The sequence below is a fragment of the Metasolibacillus meyeri genome (genome assembly GCF_003049505.1).
Taxonomy (GTDB): Bacteria; Bacillota; Bacilli; order Bacillales_A; family Planococcaceae; genus Metasolibacillus; species Metasolibacillus meyeri.
In genome coordinates this window covers 1-16,098 of the sequence record NZ_PYWN01000015.1, presented here as the reverse complement: position 1 = coordinate 16,098, position 16,098 = coordinate 1, and the positions used below count along the sequence as shown (strand labels likewise).

The following is a 16,098-nucleotide window of genomic DNA, read 5'->3' as shown; positions in this document are numbered from 1 at the left end:
GGTGAGTGCTAATGGGAAAAATCCACATTATGGACGAATGGCTGTCCAATAAAATTGCGGCAGGTGAAGTGGTAGAGCGCCCTGCGTCTGTTGTCAAAGAGCTTGTGGAAAACGCCATTGACGCTGATGCAACAACGATTGAAGTATTTTTAGAGGAAGCGGGATTATCGTTTATTCAAGTTGTCGATAATGGAAGTGGGATGAGTGAGGAGGATGCGCTGAAATCCTTTGCGCGTCATGCGACTTCAAAGATTGAAAAAGAGCAGGATTTATTCCGCATTCGCACGCTTGGTTTCCGTGGTGAGGCATTAGCTTCGATTTCATCTGTCTGTAAAATGACGATGAAAACGTCAGATGGTCAAGATGGTGCGGAGCTTTATATAGAAGGTGGCCATATTAAAAATCAGAAGCCAGCTGCTTTACGACAAGGAACAGATATTACAGTAGCACAATTATTTTATAACACACCAGCACGCTTAAAATATTTAAAAACAGTGCAAACCGAGCTAGGCCATTCGATTGATTTAATGAATCGTTTAGCGCTTGGCAATCCGCATATCGCGTTTAAGCTTGTACACAATGGACAAGTACAGCTGCAAACAAATGGACGTGGGCATGTACAGCAAGTATTAGCAGCCATTTATGGAGCACATAATGCGAAAAAAATGTTCGAATTCACAGGCGAAACGAATGATTATAAAATACATGGATTTGCGACATTACCAGAGCTAACACGTGCCTCGAAAAATTATATTTCGATATTTGTCAATGGACGTTGGGTGAAGCATTATTTAGTGCAAAAGGCGGTCGTTGATGCCTTTCATACGTATTTACCTATTGAGCGCTATCCAATTGCCGCATTGTTTATCGAGGGCGACCCACAGCTAACGGATGTCAATGTCCACCCTGCAAAGCATCAAATTCGCTTAAGTAAGGAGCCAGAGCTGTTGCAGCTAGTAGAGCAAACAATTCGTGCAGCAGTGCGTGATGTTGTCCGTGTTCCCTTGGCAGCAAAGCCGAAAAAGTTTGAGAAATCGCCGACAGAGCAGCTCAATATATGGAAGCCAGCGCCAACCTTTAACGAGGAAAAAATGGCATCGATTGTCGAGCGTTTAAACGAGAGTCAGCTAGCACCAGCTCCTTTAAGAGGCGAGCCTGTGCAAGTGAAGGAAAATCAACCACCATTAATAGTGGAAAGCTTTGAAGAGCCGATTATTGAGGAACCATTAAACGATCTGCCAATAGTGGAAGAACAGAAAGCACCATTTCCACAGCTTGAAATTATCGGGCAAATTCACGGCACATATATTGTCGCTCAAATGGAGGATGGCTTTTATTTAATTGATCAGCATGCTGCACAGGAGCGAATAAAGTACGAGTATTATCGTGAGAAAGTGGGCGATGTCAATGCGAATGAACGACAAGCATTGCTCTTACCATTGACATTCCATTATTCAGCAGACGAAGCACTGCGTTTAATGGAGCATCAGCAAAGTCTACAGGAAGTGGGCATTTATTTAGAGCCATTTGGGCAAAATTCCTTCGTCGTCCGTGAGTATCCAACTTGGTTTCCGAAAGGCTTTGAGCAGGAAATTATCGAAGAATTGATTGAGCAAGTGTTAACGACACGCAAAGCCGATGTGAAAAAACTGCGTGAGGAAGCGGCGATTATGATGAGCTGTAAAAAGTCGATTAAAGCGAATTATTATTTAACAAAAGAACAAATGGATCAACTGTTAAATGATTTAAGAGAGGCAGAAAATCCATTTACATGTCCACACGGGCGCCCTGTATTGATTCATTTTTCAACATACGAGCTAGAAAAGATGTTTAAGCGTGTCATGTAAAACGAAGGAGGATTTTTTATGAAACAGCAACAGCAATATTTAACGATGCGAGACGGGCAACAAATTTTCGTTCGCATATTCGAGCCAGAGCACGCCATTGGGCATATGCATATTTTGCATGGAATGGGCGAGCATTCAGGGCGTTATGAAGAGTTTGCGAAGCTCTTATGTGCGGAAGGCTATTATGTGTCAGTGCATGACCATAGAGGACATGGTCATACGGCGGGAGGCAATTATGGGCATTTTGCAGATGAGCGCGGTTTTCATCATGTCGTATTAGATGTGCTCGAAGTGCTTTTATATCTTCGAAAAACAGTGACAGCACCCTTGACGTTATTTGGGCATAGCATGGGTTCATTTATCGCACGTCGCTTTATTCAGCTTTATAGCGATCAAATTTCAGCATGTATTATTTGTGGCACAGGTGTTACGTCAGCAACACATTTAGCAGGCAATCAATTAGCTAATGCGTTAGCAAGAGCGCAAGGCAAACAAACGGCAAGTCCTTTCATGAATCGCCTCAGCTTCGGTAGCTTTAATAAAGCATTTGCGAATACGATAACAGAGTTTGACTGGCTATCGCGAGATGCAGATGAAGTGCAAAAATATATCGATGATGAAATGTGTGGCTTTATCCCATCGCATCAATTTTATGCTGATTTAACAGAAGGCTTGCTACTCATTCATCGCAAGGAAGAAATGGCACGCACACGTACAGATTTACCTGTGCTATTTATTAGCGGCAGTCATGACCCTGTAGGTGATTTTGGCAAGGGGGTATTTAAAGTGGCCGAAAGAATGGTTGGCGTCGGAATGGAAAATGTCACAGTGCATTTGTTTGAAGAAATGCGTCATGAAATTTTAAATGAAAAAAATAGGCATCATGTAAACGATGTTGTATTACGGTGGTTAAAACATGTCGAAAAAGAACTATGATGTTGTCGCGATTATCGGCCCAACAGCATCAGGAAAAACTGCATTAAGTATTCGACTCGCGAAGTTGATTGATGGAGAAATTATAAACGGTGATTCGATGCAAGTGTATAAAGGGCTTGATATTGGAACGGCTAAAATTACAGCCGATGAAATGGAAGGCATTCCACATCATTTACTTGATATAAAGGAGCCGACAGAGAGCTTTTCTGTTGCTGAATATCAACAACTTGTGCGCTCAAAAATTGCTGAGATTAACGCGCGCGGAAAAGTGCCCATTATCGTAGGTGGTACGGGCTTATATGTGCAATCCGTATTATATGACTTTCAATTTACCAAAGAAGAGGTCAATGAAAAGGCAAGAACGCGTTACTATCAGGAGCTAGAAAAAATCGGCCCTGAAGCAATGCATGCAAAGCTAGCGATGCTAGACCCAGAAACTGCTAGCAGCATTCATCCGAACAATACAAGGCGTGTCATTCGCGCGCTGGAAATGGTTGAGTTAAGCGGTACATCAAAGGCGGCAGATGAGCATAATCGAGGAGATATCTCCCTATACAATCATTTAATTATTGGCTTAGATATGGAGCGCGAAAAACTGTATGAGCGCATTAATTTACGAGTTGACATAATGCTAGAGCAAGGATTAGCCCAAGAAGTACGCAGTCTATATGATGCGGGTATCCGTGATGTACAGGCGATGAAGGCAATTGGCTATAAGGAGCTATGCACTTATTTTGATGGTTTTGTTTCTTATGAGGATGCAGTGAATCAAATTAAGCAAAACTCACGCCGTTATGCGAAGCGCCAGCTCACATACTTCCGCAATAAAATGGATGTACAGTGGGTAGGTGCGGACTGGGCGCAAGTGATAGCATTTTTTGGTGAATGAATTTGTAAAAATAGAAGGAAATTAATAAGACATACCGAATATTTACTAATGGTCATAAAATAATAGCTTGGTGTTTGCTATGGCGGAGTCAACTGTATGTTTAGTCAAAAGTAAATACCATATAAATAACAAAGGTGGGTGCTGACGTGAAACCAGTTAATTTGCAAGATGCGTTTTTAAATCAGTTACGTAAAAATAATACATTTGTCACAGTCTTTTTATTAAACGGCTTTCAACTAAAAGGCTTAATAAAATCATACGATAATTTTACCGTACTGTTAGAAGTAGATGGTAAGCAGCATTTGATTTATAAACATGCGATTTCGACATTTGTGCCAGCTAGTACGATAGATATTAATAAGGAAGATGCATAATTCGAATCGGAGGTTTATCGAAATGAAAACAATGACAACAGAAGAACTACTTAATTTACTTGATGCAAATGAGGATTTACACGTAATTGATGTACGTGAAGACTTCGAAGTAGCAGATGGCGTAATCCCTGGAGCAGTACACATTCCACTAGGTGAAATTCCAAACAGCCTAGAACAGCTTGACAAATCTGTGCCGTACATCCTTGTATGTAAAGGCGGCGTGCGCAGTGAAAATGCTTGTCAATACTTAGAAGACCAAGGCTATGATGTAACAAACCTAGAAGGCGGCATGCTTTCTTATGATGGTGAGTTAGAATTTAAATAAACATGAAAAGGCGTCCCAGCATGGCACTACCCCAAAAGTTAGAAGCGAGCTTTTGGGGGAACTACCTATTTGGGGCGCCTTTTTGTAAAGATACAGATAGATTTATAGATAAATTGAGAGAACCGCAGATATCGCATGGAAAAGCGCAGATATCGCATGGGAAAGCGCAGATAAACTGAGAGAACCGCAGATATCTTCATGAAAACCACCAATATCCTTACGCCACCCGCAGATAAATTATTTCACTAACAATTTTTTGCGCGGCAATTGCCAGCCACGCATGTATGATAAAATGCGTAAAGTCATTACACAAATGAACATCATGTATAAAAATAAATCGCCTGTTAAAACTTGAAGTCCAATGATTAAACCTGCGCCTGCTGCCCACATCGCATAAATTTCATCGCGCAATACGGTTGGTTTGCGACGTGCAAGCAAATCTCTTACAATACCACCGCCTGAACCAGTTAAAACAGCAGCAACGATAACAGCGCTAATAGGAAGTTCCAATTTCACTGCATACATGGCCCCTTGCACAGCAAACGCAGCAAGCCCAATTGCATCAAATAAATTTCCCCAACGATTCCAATGCTTAATAAAGCGCTGTGGTACTAAAAAGAATAACGTAATTGCAGCGAGTGCAATTTGAAACATCATTTCTTGACTCCATAAAGTAGTTACTGGCAAACCAATTAATAAATTGCGTATAGCCCCACCACCAAATGCTGTTACAACACCGAGTAAATATACACCGAATAAATCATATTCCTCTTCCATTGCAACGATTGCGCCAGATAGCGCGAAGGCGATTGTTCCGATAATACTAAAAACTTCCCAAGCCATTTTTAAACTCCTTCTATAGTAAATATCTAAGTTAGCAAACATGAGCATAACAATTATATAAAAAATAGTAAAGAGTAAATAGTTGACGTGATCAAAATAGTTGATAAGATGGGATAGGATTAAAAACTATTAAAAAATAAGGAGACATCTATGTTCACGTCAAACTTAACAGAACAAACAATTGAGCTTGCTACTCGTGTTGAAAATAAAATCGCCAAGTTCCATAAAAAAGCAGATGACAACGCCTTTTTTAATCAACAAAAGGTATTAACAGCTTTCCGTGAAAATCATGTATCTGATTATCATTTACATCCTTCAAGTGGTTATGGTTATGATGACGAAGGGCGCGATAATTTAGAGCGTGTGTATGCGCAAGTATTTGGTACAGAGGCAGCAATTGTACGCCCGCAAATCATTTCAGGTACACACGCAATTACCATTAGCTTATTCGGTGTTTTACGCCCAGGTGACGAACTCGTTTATATTACTGGAAAGCCCTATGATACGCTGCAATCGATTGTTGACGGTGGTGACAAAGATACAGGCTCATTGAAGGATTTCGGCATCAAATATAGCCATATTGATTTAATCGATAATCAAGAGGTTGATTGGAATAGTGTGCGCAGAGCAGTGAATGAGAAAACGAAAATGGTTGCGATTCAGCGTTCGAAAGGCTATGCGAGTCGTCCATCATTTACAGTTGCTGAAATTGGTGAAATGGTACAACAAATTCGTAAAATTGCCCCAAATACGATTATTTTTGTTGATAATTGTTATGGTGAATTCGTTGAACAGCTTGAACCAACGGAAGTTGGCGTTGATTTAATGGCGGGCTCATTAATTAAAAATCCAGGTGCGGGCCTTGCGAAAATTGGTGGATATATCGCAGGACGTGCGGATTTAGTCGAAAAATGCGCATATCGCATGACATCCCCTGGCATTGGTGCAGAGGCAGGTGCAACGTTGAACACGTTAGCTGATTTTTATCAAGGGTTTTTCCTTGCGCCACATACAGTTGCTCAAGCGTTAAAAGGTGCCATCTTTACTTCAGCGATGCTAGAGGAAATAGGTATGACAACAGCGCCACACTATAGCGCACCACGCACAGATTTAATTCAATCTGTTTCGTTTCAAACGGCAGAGCAAATGATTGCCTTTTGTCGTGAAATTCAAGCGGCATCGCCAATCAATGCCCATTTTGCTCCAGAGCCAGCCTACATGCCAGGCTACGAAGACGATGTCATTATGGCAGCAGGTACATTCGTTCAAGGCTCTAGCATTGAATTAACAGCAGATGGTCCGATTCGTCCGCCATATACAGCCTTTGTACAAGGTGGCTTAACATATGAGCACGTGAAATACGCAATATGTGCTGCTGTTCAGAGATTACTGTGATGCATTTGAGGTACTACTAAACAACAAAAGCTATTTGAAAAGTGCTGTGTGAAACTGCTTTTCAGATAGCTTCTTAAATTTGAAAAAATTTTTTATTTATTTGATGTAATAACATTGAAATAGCTGATATTTTCCTTTAGTATCAAGGGGAGAACAAGATGTTAGGTTTTCTAACATGAAAATTGACGTGTAAAAAAGTACTGTTGTATGATAAAGGCGGAGGTGAATTAAATGGGTAGTGAAATTCGTCGATCTATGCCAGTGTTACCAATCAGTATCGTTATGCAGCTAACGGATTTAACAGCGCGTCAAATACGGTATTATGAAGAGCACAATTTAGTTCAACCTCATCGTACAGAAGGAAATAGACGAATGTTTTCATTAAATGATGTAGATGTATTGCTAGAAATAAAGACAATGCTTGAGCGAGGCACGAATATGGCGGGAATCAAAAAAGTATTTGCAATGAAGAAGCGCGCAGATACAGATGGGAAGAAAGAAATTTCTGACCGTGAATTGCGTCGGATTATGCGCGAAGAAATGCTACAAGCACGAAGCATGCAAAAAACATCCATTCGTCAAGGGAATCTTTCACGGTTTTATTAAAAAGAGTGTAAATTATTTAAGAGGAGAGTGTTACATTTGGGTAAGTATACAAAAGAAGACATTAAAAAACTGGTGCAAGACCAAGAAGTAAAATTCATTCGATTACAGTTCACAGATATTTTAGGAACAATTAAAAATGTTGAAATTCCAGTTAGTCAGCTAGATAAAGCGTTAGACAATAAAATGATGTTTGATGGCTCTTCAATTGAAGGCTTTGTACGTATTGAAGAATCAGATATGTATTTATTACCTGATTACGATACGTTTATGATTTTCCCTTGGACAGCTGAAAAAGGGAAAGTAGCACGTTTTATTTGCGATATTGCAAACCCAGATGGCACACCGTTTGCTGGCGACCCCCGCTCAAACTTAAAGCGCATGTTAAAAGAAATGGAGAATTTAGGATTCACAAGCTTTAACTTAGGACCAGAGCCAGAATTCTTCCTCTTTAAATTAGATGAAAAAGGTGAACCAACACTTGAATTAAATGATGATGGTGGTTATTTTGATTTAGCGCCAACAGATTTAGGAGAAAACTGTCGTCGCGATATCGTATTAGAGCTGGAAGAAATGGGCTTTGAAATTGAAGCATCTCACCATGAAGTAGCGCCAGGTCAGCACGAAATCGACTTTAAATATGCAGATGCCATTACAGCATGTGATAATATTCAAACATTTAAACTAGTAGTAAAAACAATTGCGCGCAAACACGGTTTACACGCAACATTTATGCCAAAACCATTATTCGGTGTCAACGGTTCAGGTATGCATTTTAACGTTTCTTTATTTAAAGGGAAAGAAAATGCCTTTTACGATGAGCAAACAGAGCTTGGTTTATCTGAAACAGCGATGCAATTTATGGCAGGTGTATTAGAGCACGTCCAAGGCTTTACTGCGGTAACAAACCCAACGGTCAACTCTTATAAACGTTTAGTGCCAGGCTACGAAGCACCTTGCTATGTTGCATGGTCAGCGCGTAACCGTTCACCACTAATTCGTATTCCATCATCTCGTGGTGTTTCAACACGTATTGAAGTACGTTCTGTTGATCCATCAGCGAACCCATATTTAGCGATGGCTGTTATTTTACAAGCAGGCTTAGAGGGTATTCGTAAGCAATTAACACCACCGCCAGCAGTCAATCGCAATATTTATGTGATGACAGAGGAAGAGCGCGAAGCAAATGGTATTTTAAATTTACCAGCAGCATTAGATGATGCGTTAACGTTATTAGCAAAAGATACAGTAATTCAAGAAGCTTTAGGTGAGCACATTTATGCAAACTTTAAAGAGGCAAAAGATATTGAATTTGATATGTATCGCTCCACTGTACACCAATGGGAGCGCGAACAATATTTGAAGATGTATTAATAAGTAGGCTGTCTGAAGACATGCTTTTGGTACAACAGCATGTCTTCAGACAGCTATTAGTTAGACTTCTTTTAAAGGGTTGAATCACGGATTCAACCCTTTTTTCAATTTTACAACGAGGAAATGATGGAGAATTTTTAAACTATCGATAAGAAGATAAATACCTATGCAGCTGGAAAGGATATTTATTTGAATGGACTCTTGTGGAAGAAATAACATTAGCAAGAAAGGCGTCACCATGATGGGAAAACTTGTTTGTAGAACAGAGGCAATGAATAGAATACATCCGAAAAGTATGATTGTTTCCAAGTTAACTTCTTAATGAAGCTGCTCCTAATCTCAAACTGAAGGCAAAAGGGATATTTCTTCACTGGTGAATGATGAAAGTGATAAACTATTTATATATTTATCCAATATAATTAAAATGTCACTTTATCATACAATGACAATGATTTGAGAGGGAGGCACATAGATGGATTTTGGAGCAGTAATGCAGGAGCTAGAAACATTAGGCAAAGAGCGTACGAAAAAAATATATTGTTCGAATGGGGCGAAGGAGCCTGTTTTTGGTGTGGCAACAGGGGCGATGAAGCCAATGAGAAAAGCAATTAAAACCAATCAAGCACTTGCTGAGAAGCTGTATGCAACGGGCAATTATGATGCAATGTATTTTGCGGGAGTAATTGCAGAGCCGAATACGATGACGGAGGCAGACTATGACCGTTGGATTGAACAAGCCTATTTTTATATGCTATCGGATTATGTTGTAGCTGTAACGTTAGCGGAAGCGGATATCGCGCAGCAAGTAGCAGATAAATGGATTGCAAGTGGTGAGGAACTGAAGATGTCAGCGGGCTATAGCTGTTACTGCTGGCTGCTAGGTAATCGAAAAGATGAGGAATTTTCACAAAGTAAGTTGGCCAATATGCTAGAGGTTGTCAAAGGAACGATTCATACTGCGCCAGAACGGGCAAAATCAGCGATGAATAATTTTGTGACGACAGTAGGTGTTTCCTACAAGCCATTACATGATGAGGCTTTGGCAACTGCGAAGGAAATCGGTATTGTGGAGATGAAGAAGGATGATAAAAAAAGTAGCTTCTTAAATGCATTACAAAGCATTGAAAAGGAAGTAGAAAAAGGACGAATCGGCTTCAAGCGTAAGCATGTAAGGTGTTAATTTTGTAAAATTTGTTAAGTTCTTTAGATGTGCTTGTCTGTAGTTGACAAGTTGATTACACTAAAGTTAGGAACTAGAGGGAGGACGCGCTATGAGAAAAAGTATTGCCATTGATATGGATCAAGTATTAGCGAATTTTTATAAAAAGCTGTGTAAAACGGTTAATGAAAATTTCGGTACAAACTATACAGATGAAGAATTTATAGCAGGGACAAGACGTGATTTACCAGAGGAACAAACTAAAAAATTATATGAATGCATGAATGAACCAGATTTTTTCCGTGATTTAGAGATTCTAGATGCTGATGCGATTGATGTCGTACAAAAACTACAGGAAAATTATGATATTTTCATTGCAACAGCTGCAATGGAAGTACCTGGCTCATTTAATGCAAAATATGATTGGCTACAGCGCTATTTCCCATTTATAAATAAACAAAACATCGTATTCTGTGGGACAAAGTCAGTTATTCATACGGACTATTTAATTGACGATAGCCCTTATCAGTTAGAGGTATTTAAGGGGACGGGCATTTTATATTCGATGCCCTATAATCAATCAATAGAAGGCTTCATTCGAATGAATAATTGGAAAGAGATTGAAGCTTATTTTCAAGAGCAGCTAGTAAAATAATTTGAAGTACAATAAAAGACCGAGCGAGGGTGGATTTTTTAATGAATCTATCCTCGCTCGGATTTTATTTTGATTTAGTTAGTTTAAATATGCGTTTGCTTCATCCCAATTGCTAAATACAAAGCTCCAACAATTCAACCACATATTGTCTCCTATAGCAAACAATTAACCTCCTACTTTTTCCTTAATTTTCACACAATTCGACATGAACTTCATCATAACCGCTACTTTTCTATGATAAAATGTACAAAAAGGTAGGTGGGATGGATGGAAAGGGAATGGCAAGAGCGAATCGAACGACTTGAGCAGGAAGTTACTCAGCTACAAGCAGAAGTAGCGAGACTTAAGCACAATGATGGAAAAGCGCATGTAGCAATAAATGCAGAAGAAAATCCGTTTAAATCTATGATGAATACAAAAGTAAAAGCTGTTATAAAACCGTTAACTGAAGAAGCAAGTATTGAAACATCGGAGCCACCAATAGCAACAAAACCGCCAGTTGAAAAACCGATAATCGAAACAAGGGAGCCAAGAAAGTCCTTTGAGGAGCGGATAACAGCTATTTTACCGAAGCTGTTTATGTTGATTTTAGTGCTCGGTATTTTATGGGGGCTGAAGCTGGCAAGTGATTTTGGTTTCTTATCTGACATCGTAAAAGTTTTGATGGCCTATGTCGTATCGATTGCTATCGGGCTTTATGCATGGCGTCTTGAGAAGAAAAAAGAGGCAATAACAGCGATGGTCGTTTCCTTATATGGAGGTTCCTTTATTATCGGTATATTGGCAACGGCAGCAGGAGCGATTTTATATGAGATATTCGCATTAATGGTGGCACTTGCTATCGCGTTGCTGTATATTGCCTATGGTATTGCAATCAGTTATTTCAAAGGAAATCAGGCATTAACGAGCTTTATCGCATTTACATCTTTACTATTACCTTATTTATTGGAATATATGAATTTTGAAAAAGTATTTATTTTAATTTATATCATCATCATTTTCGGGGCGCTTCAGCTCGTTATTTTACAGCATCAGCAACAAATTGCACTATATATCGCTATGTTTTTCTCATTATTAGCTATACAGCTTATTTGGTTTACACAAGATAATCAAACATCGTATTTTGCATTTAGCTTGATCATTGTCTTGGCACTATTTTTAAATAGCTGGTGGCAGTTATTTAAAGCTAGTGAAAAGTGGAAGGTACTACAAGAAGGAGCACTATTTAGCATCAGCAGCTTTACGTTGTTATTGCTGAATATCGTTATTTTCAACAAGCCTTATCAAATCGGTTATTTATTCATTGTGTTAGCGCTCTTTACAAGCCTAGCATTAATTGCATATAAAAAGAGCGAGCGCCATGTTTTTGATGTGGCAGCGACAATTGCATTATTAGTGACGTTTAATATTGTGCTAACATTTGATTTTGCAGAAGGCTATGATCAACTTGCTCTTGTGTTAGCGGCTTTGGCCGGAATCATGCTAGCTATTCGCTTACAAGCACCGTTAATGAAAATTACCTACTCAGTCATACTATTCAATCTGGCATTTATATTGTATGTAACAACAACTATACGCCCATTTTGGCATGCGGAGAATATAGCAATCATCGCCCTTATTATTGGTGTTATTGCAGCTTACATTTATGGGAAAGTGCCAAAAGGAGAACCGACACGCTTTGAAAGTTGGCTAGCAAAATATTATGTAATGGACAGTATTTCGGCAGCTATTATATTGTACATCATGCTCTATCTGGCGAAGCTTGATTACGCCTATATTTCAACAGCACATCATATCCCATATGTTGTCTTTAGTTTAACCGCTCTTTGTATGCTTGTTGTTTTAGCAATGGATAATCGCTGGCTCGGTATTTTTGCACCAGCACTGCTCATTGTTTGCTACTTCACCCAAAGCATGGCACTCTTGACGACAGGATTCATGGATAATACGCATATTGCATTGCAGCTTATAACGCGCGGCATCTTCATCTTTGTATTGATTTCCTTGCTCGCTGATCTATACAAGAAAGGGCTCATTTATCAAAAGTGGAAAAAATTTATTGAAAAATACATTGAAGTTTATATAATTGTAGCAATGCTTATAACGATACTGCACTTTATGAATGTAGCATCTTATTTATATATGATTGATATATGGGCATGGGGTATTTCCGTCATGATGAAAACGCTACTCCTTTTCGCTGCTGCAAGTATAGCAATTTTGCTAGGGAGAAAAAGACAGTGGAAAAAAGTTTCAGCAGCAGGCTTTATCTTATTATTAATCGCTATATGCAAGCTCATCTTCTTCGATTTAGCCACATTAAACCTAGTCATTCGCGCAATTCTCTTTATTGTTGTTGGTGCGGCGGGGATGTTGCTGTCGGGGAGATTGGGGAGGAAATAAGAAACAGCCAGATGCGTGTGTTGCATCTGGTTGTTTTATCATGTTTGATAGACCATTAATTATGATGAATTTTAATTTATTCCATGAATCCACGCAATTCCACAGCGCGTATCATTTAGTATGAAGGTATCTAGAAAATATTATTAACTGATGTCATGGAATTTTATTTTATTGAGATACCTAAATTAATGAGAGATTGAAAAAGCAAAAGCTAGAACCATGGAATGATGTACTTGCAAGATGGCTCCTGTTATTAAGAGTAGTCAATCATCGAAAATAGAAGGAAATCTACGAAGGTATTTACAAAGAGCTGGAGGCAATTGCGGTGAAGGATGAACAATTATTCGATGCGTTAACAGCGTGGAAAGAACTCAGCTTAACAGAAGCGCAATACTTTGCCTACGAAGGCCGCTTAAAACATATCGTATATGAAGAAGCTGTTATTGAGGAAGCTAAATTGTGTGAGTAAGAGAAGAAATGACTTTTATGAGAATCGTGTTAATCGGGACAATGAAAAACAGCCGAATAAGGGGGGAGATTGATATGCTCCCCATTAGCTAGATAGATTAAAAAATAACATCTGTTTATCTAATGGGGAGTTTTTTCATGCCTAAAAAATCATTTTCACCAGAAATTAAAATTCTGGCACTTCAATATTTTGATATGAGTGTGAAAAAGAGATTGCATTTATCTTAGTTTTTATCAACTTCTTTAAAATCCTCACCGTTAATTAAACCATCTCGATTAGGTAGGTCATAATTAGGAGGTGTTTCAAATGGTGGTCGGATGTTTCCTACACCATAGTTGATTTGTGCATTACCTGTTCCAGTAAAAGTTTTTGCTAAAATAACTCCAGTATAGTTATTGTTAGCTATAACGTCTGCATTAGGAGCTAAAATATAGTGACCAGATGGAGGTCCTCCACCTAGTAAGCTTATTCGATTTCCTCCACTCATAATATGGCCTGCTATTGTTTTGGAGCCATCTAAAGTTAAGTTAGATTTTTCGACATATAAAGAACCGTGTACTGTTTGCTGACTTCCGCTAAATTGAGGTTCGGTAGTACCAGCATAATATATATTTACTTTTCCTGCATGATTACTTTGATTTGAAATAGCGCCCCCTAAATTTAGAGAGTTTTTCACATAAATATTTAATGTTCCACTACCTATGATATTTAAATTAGTACTTTGGCCTAAGGATAGATTTTCAATTAATAAATTAACGGTATTACTACCAATATTAATATCTATCGTAGGAAATCCACCAGGAACTATAAAATTCTGTACTTTAGCGTTTTCCGTTAGAACAAGAGATGTACGGTTACGTGGTGGATTCCAACCGGCTTCATAGTTATTTCCAGTCATAGGGAAGCCGTTTGGTGCATTCGCTGATTCTAAAGTGTTAAATACGTTACTTGGAAATGGTGGTAACGCAGGTAGTTCAGGCAAATCAACTGACACTAAACGATTATTAATCGTATTATAATAATTATCGCCTGTTCCTATAGGTACATCTATTCGTTCTGCTGAAGCGCCGATGTTATTTTTTATTTGTGAAACACCTGATAATTTAACAATCCCGGATGTTGCTACACTTCCGTGGATATTTGAGCTTCCTGATAATGTGATATCTCCTTTCGTTAACACTGTAAGCTGCGGGAGACCTTCAATCTCTATTCCATTGTCATTTTGATTCTCTAAATCAATTAAAAATTTTAAATCTGTATTAAATGATACAGTATGTTGAACTACTCTATATTGTGAAGGAATATTTTCCTTATCAGAGCAATTTACTGTATTATTATTATCTGAATCAATAAGATACCCCATTGATTCTATATTAATTTTATTTGGCTCTTCAAATGAAATTAGAGATATACAAGCTTCGGGTTGTTTATTAAATTGTTTTTCGAAGTTTGAATATGCATAAGGAGCATTTAAAGATAAATATTTAAAAACCTCACCTTTATAGTATTCTTCAAAATTAAATTCGCTCCTATCTTCTACAGACATATCTTCATGGAGCCGCATAGTATTTACATATGACTCATACACAATTTGCTCAATATTACTTTTTTCTATATTTATTCCTGCCTCCGCTATATAAAATAATGATTGGTCATCACGTTCATGTTTAGTAGTATTTAATGTGTTTGCAGTAAGGGTCATTAAACCTAATCCAAGTATAGAAATTAAAGCAATAACTAAAACAACGATAATAAGCGTATATCCCTTTTCATTATTTGTATTATACTTACATTTCATATTTATCCTACCCTTCCCTATCTTAAATATAGTGTTGTGGAAAATTCCTTATCATCCATATTAATTATTTTTATGCTAATCTCAGTACCATTTTGGCTAATATCGAAAGTCTTTATATCTTTGATAAATGTAACGTCGTTTTTAGTAATCCTATAGTTTTCAATATCAAAATTAAATGAATTGTTACTAATAGTTAATTGATAGGGTTCAATAATAGAGACTGACTGAGGGTTTTTTCTGATTTCTTTTGTCATAACTTTTAATGCGTAGGCTACATCATTTAAACTTTGATTTTCTTCAGATTGCTGTCCGAAAATCTTTGTGCTTTGTGTCATGACTGAAAAAATAAGCAGTGCAGCTAGCGATGTAATAATTATAACTGCTAGGACTTCTACTAATGTTAGACCATCTTCAGTTCGTAGTTTCAAATTTTGCCCTCCATTCATAAATATTTGTCATTTGTGCTTTAACAGCTGATCCGTTGCAAGATTTTCCTTTTTCACATATTAAAATGGTGAACTGTGTTAAACTTCCACCCTTAACTTGATCTGAATATATGAGCAGATAATCGAAATTAATATCATCGTTTCCAAACTTCAAGAAAGTTCTTAATTGCTCAGTATCTGCTTCGTATCCAAGCTCTTCTAAGCTGTAAGAAATAGCTAGTTCTCTAGTTGATAAATCCTCAGATAATGAGAGGGGAGTTTTTGTTAGATTATAAAATGCCTCCATCTCCTGCTGAGCATAATAAGTAGCATCAAATATGGTACTAGACGTTTTAGTTGTTTTAGCTGTACTAATGAAAAATGTGAAAAAGCTTAATAGAATAATTGTCAAAATAATAATAGAAGCGACTACCTCAATTAATGATAACCCTTGTTCATTGTGGATTATTTTTTTCAGCACGTTAGCCACATCCCTTCCTAAAAAGTTAACTGATAATTTAACATTTAAAAAATAGAATATATATAGTTCTAGTTGGATTAGGTAAAAAGAATTATTTATATTTATTTTTTGTTAGAAAATTT

At 37.9% G+C, this 16,098-nt stretch carries 16 protein-coding genes; 12 read left to right on the top strand and 4 right to left on the bottom strand.

Translation table 11 applies throughout. The annotated features are described in order from the left end of the window. Positions 1–11: 11 nt before the first annotated feature. The 5 genes from mutL (at position 12) to C9J34_RS02110 (ending at position 4,371) form a co-directional block, all read left to right on the top strand. Positions 12–1,847 (top strand): DNA mismatch repair endonuclease MutL, encoded by a 1,836-nt coding sequence (gene mutL / locus C9J34_RS02130; protein WP_107838207.1) that lies wholly within the window; start codon positions 12–14, stop codon positions 1,845–1,847. Between the two features lie 18 nt (positions 1,848–1,865). Further along, entirely contained in the window at positions 1,866–2,783 is a 918-nt protein-coding gene (locus C9J34_RS02125) for an alpha/beta fold hydrolase (protein ID WP_107838206.1), read from the top strand. Then, positions 2,764–3,672 carry a tRNA (adenosine(37)-N6)-dimethylallyltransferase MiaA gene (gene miaA / locus C9J34_RS02120; RefSeq protein WP_107838205.1) on the top strand — a complete coding sequence of 303 codons (909 nt, stop codon included), beginning with the start codon at positions 2,764–2,766 and terminating at the stop codon, positions 3,670–3,672. The genes C9J34_RS02125 and miaA overlap by 20 nt, the downstream gene beginning before the upstream one ends. A gap of 146 nt (positions 3,673–3,818) precedes the next feature. Next, a complete protein-coding gene (hfq, locus tag C9J34_RS02115) occupies positions 3,819–4,046 on the top strand; it encodes an RNA chaperone Hfq (protein WP_107838204.1) in 228 nt (75 codons plus the stop codon). A 22-nt stretch (positions 4,047–4,068) separates the two neighbouring features. After that, positions 4,069–4,371: a rhodanese-like domain-containing protein gene (locus C9J34_RS02110; RefSeq protein ID WP_107838203.1), complete on the top strand. Its 303-nt coding sequence runs from the start codon at positions 4,069–4,071 to the stop codon at positions 4,369–4,371. Positions 4,372–4,608: 237 nt separating this feature from the next. Here the strand turns inward: C9J34_RS02110 and C9J34_RS02105 are convergent, their stop codons facing one another. Then, entirely contained in the window at positions 4,609–5,214 is a 606-nt protein-coding gene (locus C9J34_RS02105; RefSeq protein ID WP_107838202.1) for a trimeric intracellular cation channel family protein, read from the bottom strand. Between the two features lie 150 nt (positions 5,215–5,364). Here C9J34_RS02105 and C9J34_RS02100 point away from each other — a divergent pair, with 150 nt between their 5' ends. The 7 genes from C9J34_RS02100 (at position 5,365) to C9J34_RS21775 (ending at position 13,272) form a co-directional block, all read left to right on the top strand. Further along, the gene (locus C9J34_RS02100) at positions 5,365–6,609 is read left to right on the top strand and encodes a methionine gamma-lyase family protein (RefSeq protein ID WP_107838201.1); all 1,245 of its coding nucleotides are present in this window, start codon (positions 5,365–5,367) and stop codon (positions 6,607–6,609) included. Positions 6,610–6,840: 231 nt separating this feature from the next. Beyond that, positions 6,841–7,215 carry a MerR family transcriptional regulator gene (locus C9J34_RS02095; RefSeq protein WP_107838200.1) on the top strand — a complete coding sequence of 125 codons (375 nt, stop codon included), beginning with the start codon at positions 6,841–6,843 and terminating at the stop codon, positions 7,213–7,215. A gap of 36 nt (positions 7,216–7,251) precedes the next feature. Continuing rightward, positions 7,252–8,586: a type I glutamate--ammonia ligase gene (gene glnA / locus C9J34_RS02090; RefSeq protein ID WP_107838199.1), complete on the top strand. Its 1,335-nt coding sequence runs from the start codon at positions 7,252–7,254 to the stop codon at positions 8,584–8,586. Between the two features lie 472 nt (positions 8,587–9,058). Further along, positions 9,059–9,766, top strand: a complete 708-nt coding sequence (locus tag C9J34_RS02080; protein WP_107838197.1) for a DNA alkylation repair protein — start codon at positions 9,059–9,061, stop codon at positions 9,764–9,766. Positions 9,767–9,857: 91 nt separating this feature from the next. Next, a complete protein-coding gene (locus C9J34_RS02075) occupies positions 9,858–10,400 on the top strand; it encodes a 5' nucleotidase, NT5C type (RefSeq protein WP_107838196.1) in 543 nt (180 codons plus the stop codon). Between the two features lie 267 nt (positions 10,401–10,667). Continuing rightward, complete coding sequence (locus C9J34_RS02070) at positions 10,668–12,803, top strand: DUF2339 domain-containing protein (protein WP_107838195.1); 2,136 nt, start codon at positions 10,668–10,670, stop codon at positions 12,801–12,803. A gap of 325 nt (positions 12,804–13,128) precedes the next feature. Continuing rightward, on the top strand, positions 13,129–13,272 hold the full coding sequence (locus C9J34_RS21775; protein ID WP_193768859.1) for a hypothetical protein: 144 nt from the start codon (positions 13,129–13,131) through the stop codon (positions 13,270–13,272). Between the two features lie 223 nt (positions 13,273–13,495). On the opposite strand, the gene C9J34_RS02065 is transcribed toward C9J34_RS21775, so the two are convergent. From C9J34_RS02065 to C9J34_RS02055, 3 genes are read right to left on the bottom strand one after another with little or no spacing between them, the layout of a single operon-like run. Beyond that, complete coding sequence (locus C9J34_RS02065; RefSeq protein WP_107838194.1) at positions 13,496–15,070, bottom strand: pilus assembly PilX N-terminal domain-containing protein; 1,575 nt, start codon at positions 15,068–15,070, stop codon at positions 13,496–13,498. A 17-nt stretch (positions 15,071–15,087) separates the two neighbouring features. Next, positions 15,088–15,498, bottom strand: a complete 411-nt coding sequence (locus tag C9J34_RS02060) for a PulJ/GspJ family protein (protein ID WP_107838193.1) — start codon at positions 15,496–15,498, stop codon at positions 15,088–15,090. Beyond that, positions 15,482–15,976, bottom strand: coding sequence for a hypothetical protein (locus C9J34_RS02055; protein ID WP_153062600.1), 495 nt, complete (start codon positions 15,974–15,976; stop codon positions 15,482–15,484). The genes C9J34_RS02060 and C9J34_RS02055 overlap by 17 nt, the downstream gene beginning before the upstream one ends. Positions 15,977–16,098: the final 122 nt, after the last annotated feature.